Annotated in this window: 22 protein-coding genes and 1 tRNA gene; 8 read left to right on the plus strand and 15 right to left on the minus strand. The window is 51.1% G+C overall.

The genetic code is table 11. The features are described from left to right. Window positions 1-70: 70 nt before the first annotated feature. The 3 genes from NSU14_RS23950 to NSU14_RS23960 all read right to left on the minus strand — a co-directional run bounded on the left by NSU14_RS23950 (window position 71) and on the right by NSU14_RS23960 (window position 2,250). Window positions 71-688: an NUDIX hydrolase gene (locus NSU14_RS23950; RefSeq protein ID WP_340947495.1), complete on the minus strand. Its 618-nt coding sequence runs from the start codon at window positions 686-688 to the stop codon at window positions 71-73. Window positions 689-772: 84 nt separating this feature from the next. Further along, window positions 773-1,723 carry a TRM11 family SAM-dependent methyltransferase gene (locus NSU14_RS23955; protein ID WP_340948984.1) on the minus strand — a complete coding sequence of 317 codons (951 nt, stop codon included), beginning with the start codon at window positions 1,721-1,723 and terminating at the stop codon, window positions 773-775. 44 nt (window positions 1,724-1,767) lie between these two features. Further along, window positions 1,768-2,250, minus strand: a complete 483-nt coding sequence (locus NSU14_RS23960) for a winged helix-turn-helix transcriptional regulator (RefSeq protein WP_076248681.1) — start codon at window positions 2,248-2,250, stop codon at window positions 1,768-1,770. 114 nt (window positions 2,251-2,364) lie between these two features. On the opposite strand from NSU14_RS23960, the gene NSU14_RS23965 reads away from it, so the two are divergent. Beyond that, on the plus strand, window positions 2,365-3,045 hold the full coding sequence (locus tag NSU14_RS23965) for an SDR family NAD(P)-dependent oxidoreductase (protein ID WP_042134503.1): 681 nt from the start codon (window positions 2,365-2,367) through the stop codon (window positions 3,043-3,045). A 157-nt stretch (window positions 3,046-3,202) separates the two neighbouring features. After that, window positions 3,203-4,558 (plus strand): dipeptidase, encoded by a 1,356-nt coding sequence (locus tag NSU14_RS23970; RefSeq protein ID WP_042134502.1) that lies wholly within the window; start codon window positions 3,203-3,205, stop codon window positions 4,556-4,558. 196 nt (window positions 4,559-4,754) lie between these two features. On the opposite strand, the gene NSU14_RS23975 is transcribed toward NSU14_RS23970, so the two are convergent. From NSU14_RS23975 to NSU14_RS23985, 3 genes are all read right to left on the minus strand, one after another. Continuing rightward, a tRNA-Gly gene (locus NSU14_RS23975) sits at window positions 4,755-4,828 on the minus strand. Window positions 4,829-4,905: 77 nt separating this feature from the next. Then, window positions 4,906-7,029 carry a putative bifunctional diguanylate cyclase/phosphodiesterase gene (locus tag NSU14_RS23980; RefSeq protein WP_340947496.1) on the minus strand — a complete coding sequence of 708 codons (2,124 nt, stop codon included), beginning with the start codon at window positions 7,027-7,029 and terminating at the stop codon, window positions 4,906-4,908. Window positions 7,030-7,217: 188 nt separating this feature from the next. Beyond that, entirely contained in the window at window positions 7,218-8,177 is a 960-nt protein-coding gene (locus tag NSU14_RS23985; RefSeq protein ID WP_179093653.1) for an aldolase catalytic domain-containing protein, read from the minus strand. Window positions 8,178-8,427: 250 nt separating this feature from the next. On the opposite strand from NSU14_RS23985, the gene NSU14_RS23990 reads away from it, so the two are divergent. The 4 genes from NSU14_RS23990 to NSU14_RS24005 all read left to right on the plus strand — a co-directional run bounded on the left by NSU14_RS23990 (window position 8,428) and on the right by NSU14_RS24005 (window position 11,145). After that, window positions 8,428-8,670, plus strand: coding sequence for a FeoA family protein (locus NSU14_RS23990; protein ID WP_042134498.1), 243 nt, complete (start codon window positions 8,428-8,430; stop codon window positions 8,668-8,670). Next, a complete protein-coding gene (gene feoB, locus NSU14_RS23995; protein WP_042134496.1) occupies window positions 8,667-10,679 on the plus strand; it encodes a ferrous iron transport protein B in 2,013 nt (670 codons plus the stop codon). Before NSU14_RS23990 ends, feoB begins: the two co-directional genes overlap by 4 nt. 43 nt (window positions 10,680-10,722) lie before the next feature. Beyond that, on the plus strand, window positions 10,723-10,905 hold the full coding sequence (locus NSU14_RS24000; RefSeq protein WP_039301473.1) for a FeoB-associated Cys-rich membrane protein: 183 nt from the start codon (window positions 10,723-10,725) through the stop codon (window positions 10,903-10,905). Between the two features lie 108 nt (window positions 10,906-11,013). Continuing rightward, entirely contained in the window at window positions 11,014-11,145 is a 132-nt protein-coding gene (locus NSU14_RS24005; RefSeq protein WP_256704057.1) for a hypothetical protein, read from the plus strand. Between the two features lie 112 nt (window positions 11,146-11,257). On the opposite strand, the gene NSU14_RS24010 is transcribed toward NSU14_RS24005, so the two are convergent. The 5 genes from NSU14_RS24010 to leuB form a co-directional block, all read right to left on the minus strand. After that, entirely contained in the window at window positions 11,258-12,802 is a 1,545-nt protein-coding gene (locus NSU14_RS24010) for a leucyl aminopeptidase (RefSeq protein WP_340947498.1), read from the minus strand. A gap of 145 nt (window positions 12,803-12,947) precedes the next feature. Further along, complete coding sequence (locus NSU14_RS24015; protein ID WP_042134493.1) at window positions 12,948-14,051, minus strand: ATP-binding protein; 1,104 nt, start codon at window positions 14,049-14,051, stop codon at window positions 12,948-12,950. Between the two features lie 332 nt (window positions 14,052-14,383). After that, window positions 14,384-14,791, minus strand: coding sequence for a hypothetical protein (locus NSU14_RS24020; RefSeq protein ID WP_039301477.1), 408 nt, complete (start codon window positions 14,789-14,791; stop codon window positions 14,384-14,386). Window positions 14,792-15,020: 229 nt separating this feature from the next. Then, window positions 15,021-15,560 (minus strand): peroxiredoxin, encoded by a 540-nt coding sequence (locus NSU14_RS24025; RefSeq protein WP_039301479.1) that lies wholly within the window; start codon window positions 15,558-15,560, stop codon window positions 15,021-15,023. A 238-nt stretch (window positions 15,561-15,798) separates the two neighbouring features. Beyond that, window positions 15,799-16,881 (minus strand): 3-isopropylmalate dehydrogenase, encoded by a 1,083-nt coding sequence (gene leuB, locus NSU14_RS24030; RefSeq protein WP_039301483.1) that lies wholly within the window; start codon window positions 16,879-16,881, stop codon window positions 15,799-15,801. 255 nt (window positions 16,882-17,136) lie between these two features. Between leuB and NSU14_RS24035 the strand changes: the two genes are divergently transcribed. Continuing rightward, the gene (locus NSU14_RS24035; RefSeq protein ID WP_042134491.1) at window positions 17,137-18,117 is read left to right on the plus strand and encodes an aldo/keto reductase; all 981 of its coding nucleotides are present in this window, start codon (window positions 17,137-17,139) and stop codon (window positions 18,115-18,117) included. A 102-nt stretch (window positions 18,118-18,219) separates the two neighbouring features. Here NSU14_RS24035 and NSU14_RS24040 read toward each other — a convergent pair whose 3' ends face one another. From NSU14_RS24040 to NSU14_RS24055, 4 genes are all read right to left on the minus strand, one after another. Next, window positions 18,220-19,308 carry a DUF4097 family beta strand repeat-containing protein gene (locus NSU14_RS24040; RefSeq protein WP_336101810.1) on the minus strand — a complete coding sequence of 363 codons (1,089 nt, stop codon included), beginning with the start codon at window positions 19,306-19,308 and terminating at the stop codon, window positions 18,220-18,222. Between the two features lie 19 nt (window positions 19,309-19,327). Further along, on the minus strand, window positions 19,328-19,825 hold the full coding sequence (locus NSU14_RS24045; protein WP_039301491.1) for a hypothetical protein: 498 nt from the start codon (window positions 19,823-19,825) through the stop codon (window positions 19,328-19,330). Between the two features lie 194 nt (window positions 19,826-20,019). Next, a complete protein-coding gene (locus NSU14_RS24050; RefSeq protein ID WP_042134489.1) occupies window positions 20,020-20,484 on the minus strand; it encodes a zf-HC2 domain-containing protein in 465 nt (154 codons plus the stop codon). After that, the gene (locus NSU14_RS24055) at window positions 20,481-21,023 is read right to left on the minus strand and encodes an RNA polymerase sigma factor (protein ID WP_076248693.1); all 543 of its coding nucleotides are present in this window, start codon (window positions 21,021-21,023) and stop codon (window positions 20,481-20,483) included. The genes NSU14_RS24050 and NSU14_RS24055 overlap by 4 nt, the downstream gene beginning before the upstream one ends. A gap of 272 nt (window positions 21,024-21,295) precedes the next feature. On the opposite strand from NSU14_RS24055, the gene NSU14_RS24060 reads away from it, so the two are divergent. After that, window positions 21,296-22,441 (plus strand): response regulator, encoded by a 1,146-nt coding sequence (locus NSU14_RS24060; protein ID WP_081969863.1) that lies wholly within the window; start codon window positions 21,296-21,298, stop codon window positions 22,439-22,441. Window positions 22,442-22,476: the final 35 nt, after the last annotated feature.

A 22,476-nucleotide genomic window follows, 5' to 3' on the forward strand; every position in this document is an offset into this window, starting at 1 on the left:
AAATAATATTAACCAATTTTTGTCTACTTTAAAACTTATATACTCCTGGTCATCTATTATATGCAGTACTTTAGTCCAATATTACTGCCTTTTCAGGATTATGTAAATATTGGAACAGTGTGTGCAGCTGCTCCGCCGTATTGCGCTCCTCAGACAGTTCAGGCAAGGCATCCTCGGCAAAAAAGCCTACCCCGCTTGTCTCCACACCCGCTTCCGCTGCCCCGCCGGTAATCCGGCACAGGATGAACATTTTGTAGACATGATAAGGCTCCGGGGGATGCTGGTGAAACTTCTTGTCCAGCACAGCGAGCAGACGCACGGCCTCTGCTTGATAGCCGGATTCCTCGGCAATCTCTTTAACAACTACCTCGCTTGGAGACAAGCCGATGTCCGCCCAGCCCCCGGGCAATGCCCATTTCCCGTCCAGCTTCTCGTGTACCAGCAGAATCCGGTTATCCTGAAAAATCACTCCGCGGATATCCACTTTCGGTGTGCTGTATCCGCCCTCTCCCGCGAAGGAGAGCCGGATACGTTCCTTGCTCTCATACGTATAGTTAGCCAGAATATCTACGCTCAGCTCCCGCAGCGCCTGGTAACGTTCGATATCATATACATCCTTGGCATAGGTCAGACCGGTCTGGGCAATCCCCTGTATTTCTTTGGCCCAGGTTAACCATTTCTGTTCCATAAGTACACCGCCTTTAATCAGATATGGGATAGAACATACTTTTACAGAACTCCAGCAGTTCCATTCATTATATTAATATTAGAGCTACTCACACAGCATCAGATGACGGGAGAACGCGCCCTTCTTCGCAATACAACGGTCGATGATCGTGAAGCCGGCGGAGTGAATCATTTCATCCATCGCTTCAATCGCCACAATCACAACCCGGTCAGCAATCCGGCGGGTATGGGTGAGAATGGCAAACTGCTCCTCAGGGGTAATCCGCGAATACAGATTATAAGGCATATCCACAATAGCAACATCGTAATGCTCCGTAATGTCGGCAATATCCCCGAGCGTGACTTCACTCTCGAAGCCGAAATGGGCGATATTCGTCCGGGCTCCGGCAGCAATAAGCGGGTTAATATCACGTCCTACAATATCGATTCCCATAGACAGTGCCTCAACCATTACTGTACCAATCCCGCAGCAGGGATCTATCATCTTCACTCCGGCTATGCGGGGAACCGCCATATTGACCGCCGCCCGTGCCACCCGCGTGCTGAGTGCAATGGAGTAGCTGCGGGGCTTTTTCATCTGCCGGAACCAGGTTGCCTTATTCTTATGATAAGCGCCGAAGTACCAGCGTCCGCCCAGCGTTACAATTCCATACACCAGCTCCGGATGATTCACATCCGCCTCGCCTTCAATCCGCAGGCCGATTTCCCGTTCAATCACTCTGCGCTCATCGTATTCAATTTTATGCTCAGGTGCCAGATCATTCGTCTTCACAAAAATAACCTTAAAGGTCTTCCCCTCCAGCTCCACCTGCTCCGTCTGCCGGTAGATTTCCGGGAGCGTGTCCCCTTCATACATCACATCAATCCGCTCTTTGATAAAAGGGCTGCGGCTGACGTCCACCCGGGTCCCGCTTGAGAATATAGCCGGCGGGATCTCCCGTCCAAACAGGCAGCGCAGCTCCATACCGCATAGGGATGTCTCATCCTCAGAATGGGCGTACGTATAGATATAAGACCTGTTTCCGGACTGGGGCATTTGTGCTTCATATTCAAGACTTGCTGGTACATTCGCTGACACTGTTATTCCGCTCCTATCGCTTCCGCCGCTGGCGGCGCTTCTGTTTCTGATTCTATACTCAACTTTTCCGGGCTATCGGCCGGTTCAACATCCTCATGCCCGCTATCATAGTTGATCCTTGCCTTGGCGATTTCGCCACGGTTTCCATTCACCCATTCTACCAGTAAAGTCAGCGGGCCAAGAAGAGATTCACCTAGCGCTGTAAGACCGTACTCTACAGTTAAAGGGACTGTGGGTGTGGCCTTGCGCCAGACCAGCCCATCACGTTCCAGATGGCGGAGCGTCTGGGTCAGCATACGCTGAGAGATACCGCTCGAACGGCGCTGCAGTTCCTTGAAACGCAAAGACTGCACACCAAGGTTCACAATAATCAGCATACTCCATTTATCGCCAACACGGTCCAGGATCTGCCGGGTAACCGTGCAATCCTCCAGCATAGTCAGTTGAGAGACTGCTTGTAATCCATCATTCGATTGATTGTTCAAGGTAGTTACCTCCATGTAACCTAAGCAGCTAATAGTGCCTTCTTGCCGCTTAAGCTAACTAAGTCTATCATGGTTACTGTTAGTAATCAACAACCTGAAAGGAACTGGTGAACCATGAAAACAATCGCTATCGTAGGCGCAGGACCGGGTCTGGGGTTATCCATTGCCAAGAAGTTTGGCGCACACGGCTTCCGTGCCGCTTTGATCGCCCGCAACGCGGACAAATTAAATAATTTAGTAGAGAAACTCGCAGCACTGGGCATTGAAGCTGCTGCCTTTCCGGCGGACATCTACAATAAAGAGCAGCTGACTGCTGCCTTCCAGGACATCAAAGACAACTACGGCTTCATTGATGTCCTGGAGTTCAGTCCAACCAGCGGCAGCTATCCGCCGACTCCGGCAACGCAGGTTACGGAACAAATTGCCCTTGACGCGTTCCAGTCACAAGTCATCGGCGCGATCCGCAGTGTGGAGCAGGTACTGCCGGAGATGCTGGAGAAGAAAACCGGCGCTCTTTTATTCACAACCGGCCTGTCTTCCCTGTACCCGATCCCTATGATGGGCAATATGGGAATCGCACTCAGCGGGCTGCGCAACTATGCGATGAATTTGCACTCGGATCTGGCCCCGCAGGGCATTTATGTAGCCCATCTGGCTATCGGCGCATTTATCAGGCCGGGAACTGCGGCCGATCCGGATCTGATTGCCGATGCATGGTACAATCTGTACGCTGCCGGAACCGAGGCCGAAGGTACATTCCCCCAAGGTGTTACACCGGCCACCATCCTCTGGTAAGGGGCTTGAACAATCCTTTTTGATCCCATTTGATATCTCCAGTATAATGGATGCATTACACTGCCGAACCTAAGCCGTCCGGACCTGTTATCTTGCCCTGGCATGATACGGGTCTTGGCGGCATTATGCAGCGATTCCAAGGAGGTACATAATTACTATGTCTTACGAAACTTATTTTCAGACTGAGCGCGAGGCTCAGCTAACCGAACTCAAGCAATGGCTGGCAATTCCCAGCATCTCGGCTATCTCTACCCACAAGGAAGATGTGAACGCCGCCGCAGGCTGGCTGGTAGAGACCCTGAAGCGTGCCGGACTGGACAATATTGAGCTGCATCCCACTGCAGGCCATCCTGTTATATATGCAGACTATCTTCATGCCCCGGGCAAGCCGACGATTCTGGTGTACGGACATTACGATGTACAGCCGGTTGATCCGCTGAATCTGTGGACTACCCCTCCGTTTGAACCGGAGATCCGTGACGGCAAGCTGTACGCGCGCGGAGCCACTGATGACAAAGGCCAGGTGTTTATGCACATCAAAGCCATCGAAGCCATCCTCAAGCAGGAGGGCACACTTCCGGTCAACATCAAGCTGTGCATCGAAGGCGAGGAAGAGATCGGCAGCGTGAACCTGCCTCCATTCCTGGAAGCCAACCAGGACAAGCTTGCGGCAGATGCCGTACTTGTCTCGGATACCTCCCTGCTGGAACGCGGACGCCCTGCAATCTGCACCGGACTGCGCGGACTGTGCTCACTTGAAGTCACTGTGAATACCGCACTGACAGATCTTCACTCCGGCTCTTACGGCGGCGGCGTTCCTAATGCGCTGCATGCCCTGGTGTCGCTGCTCAGCTCGCTTCATGATGACAAGGGCCGTGTGTCCGTTGAAGGCTTCTATGAAGGCGTGCCTACGCTCTCTCCGCTGCTGCGTGAGGAATTCGCCAAGCAGGGCGTAGATGAAGACAAAATCAGAGCAGGCCTTGGCCTGGAGCAATTATACGGCGAGGAAGGCTACAGCTTCGTAGAACGGGTTGGCGCACGTCCGACGCTTGAATTGAACGGCGTCTACGGCGGCTTCCAGGGCGAAGGCAGCAAGACCGTTATTCCGAAGGAAGCCCATGCCAAAATTACCTGCCGTCTTGTCGGCGACCAGGACCCGCAGCATATCCTGGATGCTGTAGAAGCGCATCTGCAGGCTAATATCCAGAGCGGCGCGAAAGTGCATGTGAAGCAGATGGAGAAAGCCCGCGCCTTCAACATCGATCCTTCTCATCCAATTCTGCAGACTGCTGCAGATGCTTACGGCAAAGTGTACGGCACCCGCGCCCTCTTCACCAAAGACGGCGGCTCGATCCCGATCATGGAGAGCTTCTCCCGCATCCTGAAGGCTCCGGTGGTTCTGATGGGCTTTGGCCTCGACGACGAGAACCTGCATGCTCCGGATGAGCATTTCAATCTGGAGAATTTCGATAAAGGCCTGCTGACGATTGTGGAGTTCCTGAAGACCGTATAATCCGGCACAGCATTTTCCAAGCTGATTCACAATAGCTGCAACAGCAAAGCCAGGCTCCCGGAGAATCGGGACCCTGGCTTTTTGAGGATCATAATACGTGATACGTATGACTGCCCTATAATCCTATTCTCGCCTGTTGTATAACGAAAACAAACAACAAAAAAACCCTTGCGGACAAGGATTTGAAATATAAATATGGAGCGGGTGATGGGAATCGAACCCACGCTATCAGCTTGGAAGGCTGAAGTTCTACCATTGAACTACACCCGCAACTCAAATTGAGTACAAGAAACATTGTAGCATTACTACGAATAAATTGCAACCCTAGCAGGATCTCCAAGATCACATTACGATGGCATTTCCAGCAGCGGCTTCAGAAAAGACAGTTCGAACTCCTCTGCCTTGACCGGCTTGCTGAACAGAAACCCCTGGGCTTCATGGCAATGCTGCTGGCGCAGGAATTGCAGCTGTTCCTTATTCTCAACGCCTTCCGCAGTTACCTTAAGCTTCAGGTGGTGAGCCATGGACGTTATCGTGGAGACAATCGCCGCATTGTTGCTGTCCTCCATCACTTCCGAGACAAAGGAGCGGTCAATCTTGAGCCGGTCAATCGGCATGTTCTTGAGATAATGCAATGAGCTGTAGCCTGTGCCGAAGTCATCAATACTGATGCATACGCCAAGTCTCTTCAGGCGGTTCAACTGGTCAAAGGCAGTCTCCTTATCCAGTGTCATGCTCTCTGTAATCTCCAGATCAACATAGCTGGGATCGAGACCGATCTCCTGCAGAATTGCCCCAATCTTACCAGCCAGATTCGGCTGCAGGAACTGACGCATCGATAGATTAATAGAGACACAAATGGGCCGATAACCGGCATTTTGCCATGTTTTATTCTGCTGGCAGGCCGTTCTGAGCACCCATTCCCCGATTGGAACAATCAGCCCGCTCTCTTCTGCGATTGGAATGAAATCAACGGGAGAGACGAGTCCGCGTTTGGGATGATTCCAGCGCAGCAGCGCCTCCATGCCGACAATCTCTTCAGTCTCGAGCAGTACTTGAGGCTGATAGACGAGATAGAATTCGTTACGCTCCAGGGCTCTGCGCAGATCATTCTCCAGCTTGAGGCGTTCCTTCGCCTTCATCTGCATAGCCGGAATATAGCGGCGGATATCCACCCCTTGCTCCTTGGCATTGTGCACAGCAGTATCCGCGTTCTGAATTAGCTGCTCTGCCGTATCACCGTCTCCGGGGAAGATGCTCATCCCCAGACTAAGCGAAATGTGATATTCTCCGGACTCGAGGCTTACGGGTGTCTCGAACAGCCGCAGCAGCTCATTCGCCCGGACCAGACAGTTCTCAAGACCGGTCCGTTCTGTCATCAGAAAAGCAAACTCATCCGCTCCCATACTATAGAGCTCTTCATTCACTCTAACCTGATTCCCGATCCGCTGGGCGACCAGCTGCAGCAGCAAATCTCCTGCATAATGTCCGAGGGAGTCATTAATATTCTTGAAATGATTGATGTTCATGATGACCAGGCCCGAGAATCCGCGGCTTTTGTCCTTCTCACTCTGGATCACGATCTCTTCCATACGCTGCATCAGGCGGCGTCTGTTCGGAAGACCTGTAAGATCATCGTGGAAGGCCAGATAATTAATCCGGGCCTCTGCCTGCTGGTTCTCCTCAAAGGGCTCCTCTATCGTCAACCTGTAGACACCTGTGAGCAGAAGATAATAAGCCACTCCGCTGCTGAGCATCCCGAACAGATAATCCATATCTCCGACACTGAACAGATTCATGAAGAAGACCTGGCCTAGTGCAAAGAATACAAGGGAGCGGATAATAATCAGCAACGAAGCCGACTTCTCAATTTTGCCCGGATATACAATAATTCCCACTCCAAGCAGATAAACGAAAAGCACGGCCATATTCACCAGATCTCTTACTGTCTCCACCCACGGATAACCCGCCAGTCCAGGGATAATCAGGTTGCCGGCGCCAAACGCTGCCGCAGATAGCAGAATTAACATAAATGAATTCCGGAATACCTTGTGCTTGCTGTCAAGCGACACCGGCTGATCTGCCCTGCAGAAGATAAGTACGATCCCCAGCGCACTGGCAAGCCGCGAGAAGGTCAGCAGCCATAGGGACTGTCCGGGACTAATATAAGAGGCAACTCCGGGAATGCCTACAAAACTGAGAACATGCAGGAAATCAAAGATGCTTACACCCAAAAACAGCGCGGATGTATAAAGTCTTGCTTTGGATAATTTATTGGAGAATAACAACCTGCCCTGGGCAAAAATCGCAAAGCCGAAAGCCACAGTGCAGCAGCCCGAAATAAGATAGAATGCCAGCAGTAAATCTTTATCCTCTATATGGCCCAGCGGTGTACGAAAAATCTGGATCAGAAGGAACAGCGCAGCCCCTATAACCGCCGCATGAATGGTCTTTCTCTCTTCTTGTCTCATAAGTCCCTCGCGTCTAAAAATGATATCTATAATAACTAGTCGATGTGTATTATGTCCTATGTATAAATATCGGTTGAATACCCCCGTAAAGTTACATCGTTCATCCTACAATATTAAAAGAAGCCATCTCTGGCAGAAAAAAAGCACCTTCCTCTAAATAGAGGTCAGTGCTTTCTTCTTCCGGACGTTTATTTATCCCCGAAATTAACCTCAGGTGTAGTCAGCTTGTCATAGAAGTCAACCGCCTTGTCTTTATCGGCTGAAGAACGCAGCGCCATCGCCGAGCGTGGATGCTCGTCCAGTGTTCCCGTAATCATGTATGGGATGATATATCCCCACTCTTCCTTCTCGCGCAACGGAATCATCAGGTTCTCAACGATATCCAGAACGGGACGGAGGGTGTATCTGGTGTTCTTCAAATGGGTAACCAGCAGCTCTGTAGGACAATTGCCGGCAGCACGGCCCATGCCGTAGCAGGAAGCGTCCAGCAGTTCGACACCTTTTTCCGCTGCAATCAGTGTGTTGGAGAAGGCCAGCTGCAAATTGTTATGCGTATGTACACCCAGGCGCTTATCCGGCAAATGTGTTCTGAACTTCTCTACCAGGTAATGGATGTCATTGTGATCCAGACTGCCGTAGGAATCTACGATATATACAACATCAACAACGCTTTCGCGGATTTGTTCGAACGCTTCCAGCAGTTCATTCTCCATGACATTGGATAGAGCCATAATATTAATCGTAGTCTCATACCCCAGATCGTGGAAGGTCTGCACCAGCTCAAGCGCCTTGTCCACATCTTTGCTGTAGCAGGCTACACGAATCAGATCCAGCATACTCTCACTGCGGGGCAGGATATCATTCACGTCTACACGGCCGATATCGACCAGTGCCGACAGCTTGGTGTGGCCTTTTTGCGGAATAACCTTGCGCAGGAAATCATCATTCAGAAAACGCCACGGACCGGCACCCTCCGATCCTTTCAGCAGCTTCGGTGAGTTTTTATATCCGATTTCCATATAATCAACACCGGCTTCATTCAAACCAGCGTATAATTTCTGAACAAATTCAATACTGAAATCCCAGTTATTCACCAATCCCCCGTCACGGATGGTACAATCGACAATTTTGCTATGATTAGTCTTCACAATCTGTTCTCCCTTCGGGCTTAGCTTCATAATATATCCTCATAATAAACAAGGCCACAAACTTACTATGCTTACATTATCGTTCAATCATACTTTAATGAAGAATAAATTGTAAAGAAAATTTCAGTAATTTCCATATAGATTTCAGGAGATCAATACAATGATATTAGTCACAGTAAAGTTCCTAACAAAATGCTACAGTACAAGAAATAATTGAGATTGATTATCAATCTCTCTCGGAGGGATTACAATGGCTTCTGCATCCTGCTCCTTGCTGCGTTTACAACCGGGCACTACCGGCTCTATTTATAGAATCGAAGGCATGAACCCCATCTTGCGCCGCCGCCTTGCCGATCTGGGAGTATCCGAAGGTGTAATGATCCGCCTGAAGGGTAAAGGTCCTTTTATGGGCCCCATTACGCTGGAATGCAACGGTCAATTATTCGCTATCCGCCGGAAGGAAGCTTCGATGATTGAGGTGAAAGTTTCATGAGCTCCATCGCCCTTGTAGGGAACCCAAACACCGGAAAGACCTCGCTTTTCAATACACTCACATCTTCGTATGAATATGTCGGGAACTGGGCAGGCGTTACTGTTGAGAAGAAGGTCGGCAGCCTGAAGAACGGAGCCGGCAAGCTGATCGATTTGCCCGGAATCTATTCACTTCATCCGCTCTCCCGCGATGAGGGCGTAGCCGCCCAATATCTGATCGAAGAATCACCCGAAGCACTCATCAATATTGTCGATGCATCACAATTGGAACGAAATCTGCTGCTTACCCTGCAGTTGCTCGAATACGGCAAGCCGATTGTACTCGGATTGAACATGATCGATGTTGCCAATGCCCGCGGAATTCAGGTCAACCCTGAAGTACTGCAGGCACAGCTTGGGATAACCGTGTTACCGCTGATTGCCAGAACAGGCAAAGGCAGCAGCCAGGTGCTCAGCGTTCTGGAGAAGCCGGCTAATATTCCGCCTGTGAGCTTCCATCTGAATTATGGTGAACTCGTTGAAGCGACGATAGCTTCTATTTCAAATCAACTGCAGCAGATCTCCGGGCTGCCTAACCTGCGCTGGGTTTCCCTGCAGCTGATGGAGCAGAATCCGGTAGTACTGGAGCTGCTCAAGAAACGTATGGATACTTCTGAGCTGATGCTCCTCTGCGATGCCTGCCAGACCCAGCTGCAAAAGCAGAAGCTGGCGCTTACCCTCCCGCAATGGATCCGCTCCATCCGCATGGACTACATCCGCAGTGTATGCGCGGCGGCCATCGATGCGACGAAGCAGAAGCCGCATAATCTGACGGAGCGGCTGGATTCCATCCTGACTCACCGTTTTCTGGGATTGCCTCTGTTTATCGTCTTTATGTATGCTATGTTCAAAACGACCTTTGACTGGGCAGGCGGACCTTTATCGGATCTTCTGGACGGCTTCATTGGGGGCCCTCTCAGTGACGGAGCCAACTCATTGCTGCAGGCGATCGGTGCATCAGGCTTTACTCATGCTTTGATTGTCGATGGTATTATCGGCGGTGTCGGCGGCGTGCTTGTCTTCGTTCCCCAGATTTTCATTCTGTTCCTGATGATCTCCTTCCTGGAGGATTCCGGTTACATGGCACGCGTCTGCCTGCTGATGGACAGCACGATGGAACGGATGGGCCTGAACGGCAAAGCCTTTATCCCTTTCATTATCGGCTTCGGCTGTAACGTGCCGGCGATTATGGCTGCGCGCAGTATCGAACAGCCCAAAGACCGGATGCTGACAACACTGCTTATGCCGCTGATGTCCTGTTCAGCCCGGCTGCCGGTGTACCTGCTGTTTGCAGCGGTCTTCTTCCCGGCCCGGCAAGCAACGGCGGTGCTGGCGATGTATGTGATGGGAGTAGTCTTCGCCCTGATTCTGTGTAAATTATTCTCCAAACATCTGTTCAAGAATGAATCCTCCATCTTCATCATCGAGCTGCCGCCTTACCGGATGCCGCAGTTCAAGACACTAGGCCGCAGCACCTGGGAGAAGGGCAAAGGCTTCCTGCGTAAAGCAGGAACCATCATTCTTGCCGGTTCGGTCATTATCTGGCTAATGTCCTACGCGGGTCCTGCCGGATTCAATGTGGAGATGGACCACTCGTTCCTGGCCAAATTCGGAGGGTTGATCGCACCGCTGCTGCAGCCGCTCGGCTTCGGCACCTGGCAGGCCGGTTCCACACTGGTTCCCGGCTTCCTCGCCAAAGAGGTTGTGGTCTCCACCATGAATATCATCTACCATGCGCCGGATAGCGCAGGGCTGGAAGGACAAATTGCTTCAGTCTTCACACCGCTTAGTTCGATCAGCTTCATGGCCTTCATCCTGCTCTATATTCCTTGCCTGGCCACGGTCGGAGTAATCAGGAAAGAGACGGCATCCTGGAAATGGACCTTCTTCTCCATGGGATATTCACTGGTACTGGCGTATGCCGTGTCACTGGTTATTTTCCAGGGCGGCCGGCTGTTGGGATGGTCGTAGAGGCAGCAAGTCCAAGATTTACTGAGAGGAAGCGAGAGCAGCAATGATAGTCAATATTCTGATTGTAGCGCTTATCTTCGGGTACTCCGGCTGGATGCTGTACCGTCATGTTCAAAAGGGCAAAGAAGGCGCCTGTGCCGGCTGTGACAAAAGCAAAACCTGTTCGGCCGCATCGCTGGATTCACCTTTGTCCTGCTGCGGAACTACAGCCGATCCCAAACACTAGATCCGTCTGCGTCTCTAGAGAAAAGAATACAATTCGTTTAGAATCCTTGGCATGCGGGTATGTTAGTTATAAGCAATTACAGCCAGACCATACCAAGGAGGAATTACCATGAACACCAAAAAGACATTGTTTACTACGGTAGCATTGGGAGCAGCCTACTTGCTGAAGAATAAGAATACGCGGGACAAGATCATGAATGGGGTCCAGTCCTTTACTGCACAGATGAAAGCCAGAAAATAGGATGTAACTCAAACCAAACTCGCTTCTTTCAATAATAGTCCAAGCTTAAACAGCCGCAGTCCCGGGAATCCGGAGACTGCGGCTGTTTAGCTACATACGGGTCATAACAAGTTTATGAAGAGAACTGTGCAGTATCTGCCTCGAATCCAGAGCCAGGAGCTAAGCGGAGCAGATATTCCAGCAGCGTACGCACCATCACACCCGTTGCCCCCTTGGGGTTCACTCCCCGCTCTTTCGACAAAAATGCCGTTCCGGCAATGTCCAGATGAATCCATGGCAGACCTTCGGCAAATTCGCCGATGAATAATCCGGCTGTAGTAGCTCCGCCGTATCTTCCGGCAGCATTGCGGATATCGGCGACCTCGCTTTTTAGCATCTCGCGGAACTCCGGATAGACGGGCAGGGCCCATATCTGCTCGCCTGACAGCCTTGAGGCCTCCAGGAGCTCCGCCAGGAACTCTTCATCATTCGTTACAGCGCCCGTAGCCACATCGCCCAGAATGGACAAGACGGCCCCGGTTAGCGTGGCGACATCAATAATCCGTTCCGCCCCCCACTCCCGCGCGTACGTGATTGCATCTCCCAGAACCACTCTGCCTTCCGCATCGGTATTCAGCACTTCAATCGTTCTTCCGCTGAGGGAGGTTATAATATCACCAGGTTTAAAAGCATTGCCTGCCGGCATATTCTCCGCCGACGGAATAAGCATGACCACGTTGATCCGGGGGCGCAAACGCCCCAAGGCCTCCATGACTCCGAGTACTGCGGCTGCACCGCCCATGTCACTGATCATATCCTCCATCCCAGGAGCTCTTTTGAGCGAAATACCTCCAGTGTCGAAGGTGATGCCCTTGCCGACAATCCCCACCACATTCTCCCACTGATTGGTTCCCTGATAGCGAATGGCTATCATACGCGGCGGATTCACACTGCCTTTGCCTACGGCCTGTAATCCGCCCATTCCCTTAAGCTCAATCTCACGTTCATCCAGCACCTCAGCAGGAAGGCCGTGGCGTTCTGCTACTTCGATGGCTGCTGCCGCAAGCTCTGAAGGGGTCAGCAGATTACCCGGGAGATTGGTTAAGTCCCGGGCCAGATTCGTCGCTTCCCCAAAAGCCTGCCCCCGCAACACGCCTGATTTCCAGCGCTCATCCTCTGACTCTTCGGTCTGACGCTCCATATGCAGCCTTACGGCGCTTAAGCCGGCGTAGCCCGGCTGCTCCAGCTTGTATTGTCTGCGGCGGTAGGCCCCAAGGACCAGGCCTTCTGCAAGGACCTGGCCTGCTGTCTCTGCCTTCAGGGCCTCAGGCAGCTGGTTCAGCTGATCGGGGATCTGCACGATCAGGGTAGCAGCCTTCAGTCTGTGAGCCGCCCTGGCGGCCTGTGCCATCAGCAGCCGCAGGTCATGGGCTGATGCGCTGCCATTGCCGCTTCCGGCCAGAATGACAACCGGCAGCTCCGGACGGCCAGTCACCGGCAGCAGGTAAATTTGCCCCAGCTTGCCGCTAAACAGCCCTGCCCTGGACAACAGGCTGATCCTCTCCGCCCATTCCGCCGAAAGTCCTTCTCCCTGCGCCTGTGCCTCCGAGACTATGAAACATAAGGCATCGCCTTGCAGCGAAGCTGCCTCTGAACCGCTGCTCCATTCAATATTCATGCTGCACCCCTCCACTGACTCACTGTATTATTCCAAATAACGCAGACAGGGCCGATCTCCCGCACATGACCGTGCACTGCAGGAATCAGCCCTTAATATATTGATTATAACCCGGAAGCCTGAAAATACCGAGTCTATTGTGAGATTAATGAATGAGCGGAAGCGAAATCACGAACCGGGTTCCCTCATTCAGCCGGCTGCTGACAGAGATGCAGCCTCCATGATTCTTGATGATACGGTCACTGACCGAGAGTCCTAATCCCGTACCATTCTCCTTCGTGGTAAAGAAAGGATTGAACAGCCTATCCAGTGTGCAGATATCCATGCCCTTGCCATTGTCAGAGATAAAAATCCGCACCTCTGTTCCTTCTTTGCGCGCTCCGACCTCTATTCTGCCCATGGAATCATCCGCTCTCTCCGAGATCGCTTCCATAGCATTCCGAATCATGTTTAAGACGACCTGCTTCATTTGTTTCGTGTCTCCGGAGATGAACAGATCTTCCTGAAGCACCTGCAGATTAATCTGGCAGCCCTTCATCAGAGCTTCACTCTCCGTAAGCAGAACGACTTCCTTAAGGAGCGCCGAGACAGGAATCATACTGACCTGTGGCACCGAAGGCTTGGAGGAAGTCAGAAATTCATGAATAATGTCATTGGCACGATCAATCTCAGCCAATATAATCTTCGCATACTCCTCCTTGCCGAGCAGGTGAAGATGGGGATGCAGCAATTGAATAAAACCCCGGATCGCAGTCAGCGGGTTGCGGATCTCATGAGCAATTGAAGCCGATAATCTGCCGAGCATCGCCAGACTGTCGTTCTGGTATGCTGTCTGTTCAATCAGCTTGAAGTCTGAGATCTCTTTGAGCGTGAACAGGTAGCAGCCCTTCATCTGCTCACCGCTGCAGAGAGAGGCGCGCCAGTAACGGCCATATTCATCTACAAATTCATAGCTTGGCTTACCTTTGACCACCATTTCACGGTAGCTCCGCAAAACGAGCTTCTTCTTAAAACGGCTTAGTTGAATATGGCTTATCAAATGAGTCAGGGTGCAGCCAAGCAGAGAATGACGGCCCAGCTCCAATATGCCGTACATCTGCTTGTTTACAAACGTCAGAACTCCCTCTTCATCAAAAAGCAGAATCCCGCTGTCGATATGCTCCAGTACATCCTCATATGTAGTATCCATCGGTCCGGATTGAAACGTTCTTGCCGGTAAAAGCAAGCTTTCCTGATATTGGCTTATCACGATACGAAGTTCCCCCTTTTACTGCAATTGACGAAGACGCTTAAGCGACATCAAATTACTATGTATATGAGTATATGACGAAGCCGCCAGAACATTCGGAAATCGTATTATATTATCCAACCGTTTCAACTATATTCCAATCATATCCAAGAGAAGAAGACAACGCAATCGGAGAAACTGTCGAATGATAAAAATATTCTTAAAATGATTCTTAAGACACATTAAATATCGTTAGAATGTTTCGTTTCCTGCAAATACAATGAAAAGAGCCTCCGCATTTCGCGAAGACTCTCCTCTTTTATGACATTCCGTGGAAGCATTAAGCTTGGTATTCAGGCTTTCTGCTGCAGCCGGTGACGCCGCTGACTCATAACCGCCAGACGCTTCTTCAGTTCACGTTCCCATTTGGTATCGCCAATTTGTTTGGCTACGGCCAGCAGGTCAAGCGACATGTCGATTTGGCTGCGCACAATAGCGAGCGGATCCTCGCTCTCCATATTTATCACATTCTCGAAGATTGCTTCCTCATCTTCCATTACATAATCCTGGAAATCAACATCCGTAACTCCGTCGCCATGGGCATATTCTGCCAGGATTTCATATTCATTTTCGACTTTATAATGTACCTCTACCCGGTGGCATACCGGACAAAAAAGCAGGGGAACATTATGGACTTGCGTGCGATAATGCTTTAGGGTCCCCTTAGTTCCAACCATACTCGCTCCACAGCAAAAGCTCATTTTTGTTCACCCTCCTTGATTTTTTCCGTTGAATTCCTATTATTATATTACACAATGGCAGGAGAGATTCCTCTCCTTGAAGCTATATATTAACCTTTACGCCCATTTTCAAACGGCTTGTCCGCTAAGGATGGGCCGTTTTGGTGCAAAAAACCCCCTTGACGGGAAATACTCCCGCAAGGAGGTTCTCTTCGTATATCAAAGATCGCAGCTGATGAGGACCGGCAGCTTACAGATTCTTGTCGCCCGGTTTCCAGTTCATAGCGCACAGCCCGCCGGATTGCAGGGCCTGCAGTACACGCAGAGTTTCTTCCACACTGCGGCCTACATCATTGTGGTTAACCACTTGATATTTCAGTTCGCCGTCAGGATCGATAATGAACAATCCGCGGAGTGCGATACCTTCTTCTTCGATCAGGACGCCGTAATCGCTGGCAACCTTCTTCGTGATATCAGACGCCAGCGGGAAGTTAACCGGACCAAGGCCATTCATATCCTTAGGGGTTGTCAACCAGGCTTTGTGGCTGTGGATGGAGTCGATGCTCACACCAAGAATTTCTGTATCGAGTTCTGCGAAATCAGCCGCAGCATCACTCAGTGCTGTAATTTCGGTCGGACATACAAATGTGAAATCAAGCGGATAAAAGAAGAATACAAGCCATTTGCCGCGATAGTCGGACAAGCTAACCTTACCGAAATCCTTACCGTCGCCCGTTACTGTCTCCATGAAGAAATCAGGGGCTGGTTTACCTACCAAACGTTCTGCCATTGCTTAAATCCTCCTTTGATTATGTAAGAAAAACAACTACGGTGCCGTTAGCCGGTGCAATATGCTTTTCTTGATTTTGATGGGATGGTTACATTGTTGCTGCTACAGAACAAATGTTATCATCGTACAAAATCAAAGTCAATATTACATTGATTACTTTTTTATAATTATTATAAATAAGCAACATTTTGTGAAGTTTTTCTTCTTTCTGCGTCAAAGGAGGGCATATGTGGTAGAACTAGGCTTTGCGGATAGCGGCAACAATCAGATCGCCCATCTCTGTAGTACTGATTGCCTTGCTCTTGTCTACAGCGATATCGCTGGTCCGGTGACCGGCATCGAGTACCTCTGCGACAGCTGCTTCTATGGCAGCCGCTGCCTCTTCGTAGCCGAAGGTCATCCGGAACATCAGCGCAAGCGACAGAATCGTTGCGATCGGATTCGCGAGCCCCTGGCCGGCAATATCAGGCGCAGAGCCGTGTACCGGCTCGTAGAGGCCATAGCTGCCTTCTCCCAGTGAAGCCGAAGCCAGCATACCGATGGAACCGGTCAGCATCGCTGCTTCATCACTCAGGATATCTCCGAACATGTTCTCAGTAACGATGACATCGAAGCTTGAAGGACGGCGCAGCAGCTGCATTGCACAGTTATCCACCAGTACATGCTCCAGCTCTACCTGCGGATATTCCGGCGCCAGTCTGTTCACTACCTCACGCCAGAGGCGCGAGGTCTCCAGGACATTGGCTTTATCGACACTGGCCAGCTTATTGCGGCGTTTGCCGGCAATCTCGAACGCCTGGCGTACAATGCGCTCTACTTCTGTTACGTTGTATACGCAGGTATCCACAGCTTCTTCCCCGTGTTCACCCTGACGGCGCAGCTTCTCACCGAAATAAATACCGCCTGTCAGCTCACGCACCACCATCAGGTCCGTGCCTTCCAGTACTTCCGGTTTCAGCGTTGAAGCATCCTTCAGGCAGTCGAAGACAACTGCAGGACGCAGATTGGAGAACAGACCCAGTGCTTTGCGGATGCCCAGCAGTCCCGTTTCCGGACGCAGCTCCTTCGGATTGTTGTCCCACTTCGGTCCGCCAACGGCTCCCAGGAGTACGGCATCTGCACTGCGGCAGATTTCCAGCGTATCCTCCGGCAGGGGTGTTCCCCGCTCGTCAATGGCAATCCCGCCGAAGAGGGCATGCTCCGTTTCAAAAGCAAAGCCGAACACTTCTTCCGTTCTTTTCAATACTTTTTCCGCTTCTGCCACAACTTCAGGTCCGATACCGTCCCCGGCAATTACGGCGATTTTCTTAACCTCGCTCATTCCTGTCACTCCTTAGGTAGTCCTGCTGCTCGCAGACATAGTTCTTCTGTATATTGTTGTATCATAACAACAGACAAAGGACAAAGATATAGATTCTATTGAACTGATAGGCGAAGCCTATAGGAGTACGGTTACCGTAGCTGGCACTGATAAAAACTGCACCGCAGTTTGCTCTTGATTCTTAAGTTGTTTACAATTAGTATGCAATTGTTGTATATAACCGTTAGTCCATCTTAATGAGGGAGTGATACTAAGGTGCAATATACTAAGCTTGGCAAGTCCGGTATGAAGGTTAGCCGCCTCTGTCTGGGAACGATGAATTTCGGGCCGATTACCGACGAGAAGGAAGCCTTCCGCATCATGGATGCTGCGCTGGACGCCGGAGTCAACTTTTTTGATACTGCTAACGTGTATGGTTGGGGTGAGAATTCCGGCCTGACCGAGACCATTATCGGGCGTTGGTTCAAGCAGGGCGGCGGACGCCGTGAAAAGGTTGTGCTCGCCACTAAGGTCTATGGCGCAATGAGTGACAAGCTGGATGGTCCAAACGATGAGGCCGGCCTCTCTTCCTATATTATCCGCAGGCACCTGGAAGCCTCTCTGCAGCGTCTGCAGACCGATCATGTTGAACTCTACCAGATGCACCATATCGACCGCAACGTGTCGTGGGACGAGCTGTGGGGTGCCTTTGAGCTTGCTGTCAGCCAGGGCAAGATCGGTTATGTCGGCTCCAGTAACTTTGCCGGCTGGGATATTGCCGTAGCCCAGCAGGAAGCGAAGGCCCGCGGGTTCCTGGGTCTGGTATCGGAGCAGCATAAATACAGCCTCACCTGCCGTCTGCCGGAGCTGGAGGTTCTGCCTGCTGCCCAGCATCTCGGTCTTGGAATTATCCCGTGGAGCCCGCTTGACGGGGGACTCCTCGGCCGCAATGCCTTGAAGAAGATCGAAGGCAGCCGGAGCGGGGGCAATTCAGAACGTGTAGAGCAGCATAAGAGCCAGCTGGAAGCCTTTGCGGAGCTGAGTCTGGAGCTGGGCGAACCGCAGGATAATATCGCACTGGCCTGGCTGCTGGCCAATCCTGCGGTGACGGCTCCGATTATAGGACCGCGTACGCTGGAGCAATTCGAAAGCGCGCTGCGCAGCCTGGAGATCGTCCTGGACGAGTCCGTGCTGAAACGTCTGGATGAGATTTTCCCGGGACCCGGCGGTGCTGCTCCGAAGGCTTATGCCTGGTAAGCAGAGTTTAAGAAGCCATATCTGATTCGTATTCTGTTCTATACCAGGTCATAGAAAGAGCTGTTCACCGGCAATTATCCGGTAAACAGCTCTTTGTGCAATTTATTGTGCGGTGTCCACCGTCACAGAACCATTGCTGGTGGACAATGTAACTTCATGGGTTCCGCTGCCAAGCACGGCTGTTCCATTGTCATCATCGCCGTCCCAGGTAACATTCCCTTTAAGCGAACCATTGCTCGTATCCGCATGGATTGTCGCATCCGTAACAGCCGGCAGGCCCACTACAATCTTGCCATTGCTGGATTTCAGCTCCCAGTCGCCTGTCACCGCAGAATTGACCGTAATCTTGCCGTTGCTGCTCTTGGCAGATAAGGAACCGTCGATATTGCCCAGTGTAATCGCCCCGTTCGAGCTGACCAGCTCCACTTTACCCTGTATATTCTGCACGGTTACTGTACCATTGCTGGTGTGAGCCTCCACGCCTCCGGTAATATCATGGATATCCATTGTCCCGTTGCTGGTGTCCACATCCATGCCTGCCGTCAGACCGGCAGCTTCGATGGATCCGTCGCTGGTCTCTACCTGGGCGGCTAAATTCTGCGGAACGCTGACATTCAGGTAAGGAGCTTTGACATTGATCCCGAACTGGATGTTCGCGAGCCAGCCGGAATCTCCTTCCAGCTCCATGACAATCGTGTCGCCTTCGGTCGTCACTTTCCATTTACGCTCTAGTGCGCTTGCTGCTTCACTGTCCGTATTGCCCGGCAGCTCCAGCTTTCCTTCATATTCCAGGGTGTTTCCTTGCACGCCTTCAATCTTAACCTTGCCGTCAGGTAATTCAATCCTCACATTCTTAATTTCCTGATTCACTTCTACCGTCCCGCTTACCGGGACAAGCGTTGTATTGCCCAAGATACTGCTCAGCGAACCGCCGGCCAGCACCGTCTGTGCCCCGCTTGCCGCGACAAGCACGATAATCAGCACAATCGCCCAGCCGCTCACACGGCTCTTGACATCCGATTTAATGAAGAGCCTAAGCAGCATCTCCAGCCCGAACAGAATAAGCAGTGCCGGCCAGATATAGCCCAGCGCCTCGTAAGTGATTACATCGTACTGGGCAAGTACTACAATGACCCCAATCACAATGCAGCCTATTGCGGCGGTAAAGCTGCCGATTTTCCATCTCCCCATAATTCATTTCCCCATTTCACTATACTTTAGAATTGTTCTTCAGCATTCTCAGTCCATATCCGATCAAGGCAAGAGACAGCACGATCGCCCCGATGTTCATGTCATTGAGTATTCTCCAGAGGGTTGGAAATACCGTAATGAGCATTAGCATAATACCCGCTATGACACAGCCTATGCCTACCCATACCGGATTAACATCATCATGCGGATACACCGGAGGTGCCGGCATTCCCATAGTCCAAGGTGCCCCGAAGCTGTCCGGATGGAACATCATCCGCTCATGCTCAGCCGCAGAGAGCTTCATCCAGGCCGCTTTTTGCAGCGCATCGAATAGTTGATAGAACCAGAGTGCTGCCAGCGCGAACGGAAATACGGTGGGCATCGACGGAATGAACATAATACACAGCGATGCTCCAAGCATATACTCAAGACCCAGTTTTTTAAAGCCTAAATACATATGGCCCAGTCCCGGAACCATCGCCAGGAGAAATGTGAGCCAGCGTCTTTTCTTAATCATATAATACCCTCCTAAAAGTTTTGCGGAACATCCGCTTCTCAGAACTCTCTTTACAGCAAAGCTGCTTCGAAAGCATATGCTGAGTTTTGCGGAACATCCGCTTCTTCGAAATCTTCTTGCAGCAAAGCTGCTTCTATCGTACGCAGGTTTTAATTAGTATGAATTAGCCGGAATAGCCCCTGCGGATTGTTGGATTATTTGCCTTGAGGGCCGAACCAGGCGCTGACTGAAGTGGACATTTGCCCATTAATTTCGGTAATGCCATAGGCAAGGTGTTCGAACACACCGAACTGCAGCAGGAGAAAAGTCAGCCCCACGGCAACGCCATAATGCATCCAGGAGGTTCCCGGGGCGGTACGCCGTCTGGACATCGTTGCTTTAATCACCCGTTCCCTGCGGCCATTCTCCATACGGTCAATCTTAGCCATCACATCCGCTGTAAGATCAGGGAAGTCCATAGGCTGCATTGCTTCCTGGCCAAGGCCGTCCAGCCCGGCTTCCATCTCATTCCACAGCGCCGCGAGACCGCGTGCCTCTTCCAGCCATTGCGCGCAGTCGGGACAGGACTCGGCATGCAGGCGGATTGTCTGCTGCGCCTCAGGCGGCAGCTGGCCATCGATATAATGCGGCATCCATTCTTTTACTGTTGCACAATTCATCGCCATTCCTCCCCGCTTTTGCGCATCATCTGTCTGGCCCGATACAGCTGCGATTCAACCGTTTTGACCGAAATCCCTTTCTGATCGGCAATCTCCTGATACGAGTGTCGCTGAAAATAGTACAGCTGCACAACCGACCGGTACGGCTCTGTCAGACTGTTCAAATTCTCATCGAGCTCCTGGGAGGCTTCCTTGCGGAGCGCCGCCTGCTCAGGCGTTTGCGAAGTCACCCAATCATTCTCCGTGTAGTCCGCAGTGCTCCGGTGCCGCCATTCCCGGTCATTGGCCCGTTTCCAGTCCAGACAGGTCCGGTAAGCAATCCGGTACAGCCATGTGGAGAATGAAGACTGTCCTCTGAAGGAGGGAAGAGCCTTATAGGCCTTGATGAAGACTTCCTGGGCCATATCCTTGGCCGACTCGGCTTCTCCTGTGATTTTGATGCATACACTGTATACCATGCCCTGATAGCGTGTCACCAGGTGCCCGAAGGCCTGATGCTCTCCGCTGAGCACAGCAGTAATCCACTCCGTCTCTTCCAAGTAATTCTTCCCTCCTTCAGTTACATAACGTTAGACGCCGGGCAGGCTGATCCCCCTGCAGGACATGCGAAATTTTTAAAAAATAATTTTTGCAGTCTATTTTACTTTACTATATCCTACATGGGGCTTATCCTCTACAGAAAGGGAATTCCTTTTTCTTGTCGAATTCATTTATCATCATGGCTAGGCAGCATACAAATAGAAACGGCTGCTCCTCCTTAAGAGGATGGTATGCGTTTCAGTGATAAAGATAAGGAAAGCGGTGGACAGAAATGATTCGAGCTATGCTAGTGGATGATGAACGTCTTGCACTTATAAAACTTCAGCTCATGCTTGAAGAATTAACGTCAGTACAGATCCTTGCCGCCTTTACAGACCCTTATGAAGCGGTAAAAGCAGCACCGGAGCTGGACCCGGAAGTTATTTTCCTGGATATTGATATGCCCGAGATGAATGGAGTTCAAGCTGGTGAAATCCTGCAGAATCTTTGCCCCCGTGCCAAAATCATATTTGTGACTGCATACAATAACTACGCTGTAGATGCTTTTGAGCTAAACGCACTTGATTATGTATTGAAGCCGGTAAGCAGAAGCAGGCTGGTGAAGACTATTCAGCGTCTGGAGGAACGGATCGAGCTGGAGCCCGACAATAAAATTACAGATCATCAAATCATGATCCGCAGCCTCCAGTCCCTGCGTTTCGAGCGCGGCGGACAGCCGCTAAGCAATATTCGCTGGCGTACCTCGAAAGCCCAGGAGCTGTTTGCTTATCTTTTTCATAACCGTAACCGGTTTGTCAGCAAGGACAGCCTGATCGATCTCCTGTGGCCTGATTTCAATCTCAAAAAAGCCTCAACCCACCTGTACACTACCATTTATCAGGTAAGGCAGTGCTTGAAGCAGGGAGAAATCGATCTCCCCATCAATAATGTCAGCGGCGGAGAAGGCTATACCCTGGAGACCGGGGGCGCTTTAATTGACAGCTACGAATGGGAGAAAGGCCTTCTTACTCTGGAGCCGGTCAGCGCAGGCAATATTCAAGAGCATCAGCGTCTGCTGGATTTCTACACTGGTGATTATTTGGCCGACTACGATTATTTGTGGGCTGAGAGTGAACGTCAGCGGCTCCGGACGATCTGGCTGCATCATGCGCTGAGTCTGGCAGCGTTCTATATAGAGACCAGCAAACTCCCGGAGGCTGTTACGATATATCAGCGTATTGTCCGTCTTCAGCCTTACTTCGAACAGGGATATTTCGGACTTATGAAAACGTATGATATCATCGGTGAACGCTCCGGGGTCGAGGAGCAATATAACACGATGACAGCTCTTTGGAACGGGGAACTGGGAATCGGCCTGCCGGCAAATATAACCCGCTGGTACGAGGAATGGAAGCAGCATAATTTCAGAAGTCTGTGAATCAATCTTATTCTTCTGCTGAATATAAGAACAAG

This window comes from Paenibacillus sp. FSL R10-2771 (assembly GCF_038000205.1).
GTDB lineage: Bacteria > Bacillota > Bacilli > Paenibacillales > Paenibacillaceae > Paenibacillus_AQ > Paenibacillus_AQ phytohabitans.

Bases quoted from the DNA above. Each gene is read 5' to 3' on its own strand.
- NSU14_RS23950 (WP_340947495.1), bottom strand. From the start codon at position 688: ATGGAACAGAAATGGTTAACCTGGGCCAAAGAAATACAGGGGATTGCC.
- NSU14_RS23955 (WP_340948984.1), bottom strand. From the start codon at position 1,723: ATGCCCCAGTCCGGAAACAGGTCTTATATCTATACGTACGCCCATTCT.
- NSU14_RS23965 (WP_042134503.1), top strand. From the start codon at position 2,365: ATGAAAACAATCGCTATCGTAGGCGCAGGACCGGGTCTGGGGTTATCC.
- NSU14_RS23970 (WP_042134502.1), top strand. From the start codon at position 3,203: ATGTCTTACGAAACTTATTTTCAGACTGAGCGCGAGGCTCAGCTAACC.
- NSU14_RS23980 (WP_340947496.1), bottom strand. From the start codon at position 7,029: ATGAGACAAGAAGAGAGAAAGACCATTCATGCGGCGGTTATAGGGGCT.
- NSU14_RS23990 (WP_042134498.1), top strand. From the start codon at position 8,428: ATGGCTTCTGCATCCTGCTCCTTGCTGCGTTTACAACCGGGCACTACC.
- feoB (WP_042134496.1), top strand. From the start codon at position 8,667: ATGAGCTCCATCGCCCTTGTAGGGAACCCAAACACCGGAAAGACCTCG.
- NSU14_RS24000 (WP_039301473.1), top strand. From the start codon at position 10,723: ATGATAGTCAATATTCTGATTGTAGCGCTTATCTTCGGGTACTCCGGC.
- NSU14_RS24005 (WP_256704057.1), top strand. From the start codon at position 11,014: ATGAACACCAAAAAGACATTGTTTACTACGGTAGCATTGGGAGCAGCC.
- NSU14_RS24010 (WP_340947498.1), bottom strand. From the start codon at position 12,802: ATGAATATTGAATGGAGCAGCGGTTCAGAGGCAGCTTCGCTGCAAGGC.
- NSU14_RS24020 (WP_039301477.1), bottom strand. From the start codon at position 14,791: ATGAGCTTTTGCTGTGGAGCGAGTATGGTTGGAACTAAGGGGACCCTA.
- NSU14_RS24025 (WP_039301479.1), bottom strand. From the start codon at position 15,560: ATGGCAGAACGTTTGGTAGGTAAACCAGCCCCTGATTTCTTCATGGAG.
- leuB (WP_039301483.1), bottom strand. From the start codon at position 16,881: ATGAGCGAGGTTAAGAAAATCGCCGTAATTGCCGGGGACGGTATCGGA.
- NSU14_RS24040 (WP_336101810.1), bottom strand. From the start codon at position 19,308: ATGGGGAGATGGAAAATCGGCAGCTTTACCGCCGCAATAGGCTGCATT.
- NSU14_RS24045 (WP_039301491.1), bottom strand. From the start codon at position 19,825: ATGATTAAGAAAAGACGCTGGCTCACATTTCTCCTGGCGATGGTTCCG.
- NSU14_RS24050 (WP_042134489.1), bottom strand. From the start codon at position 20,484: ATGAATTGTGCAACAGTAAAAGAATGGATGCCGCATTATATCGATGGC.
- NSU14_RS24060 (WP_081969863.1), top strand. From the start codon at position 21,296: ATGATTCGAGCTATGCTAGTGGATGATGAACGTCTTGCACTTATAAAA.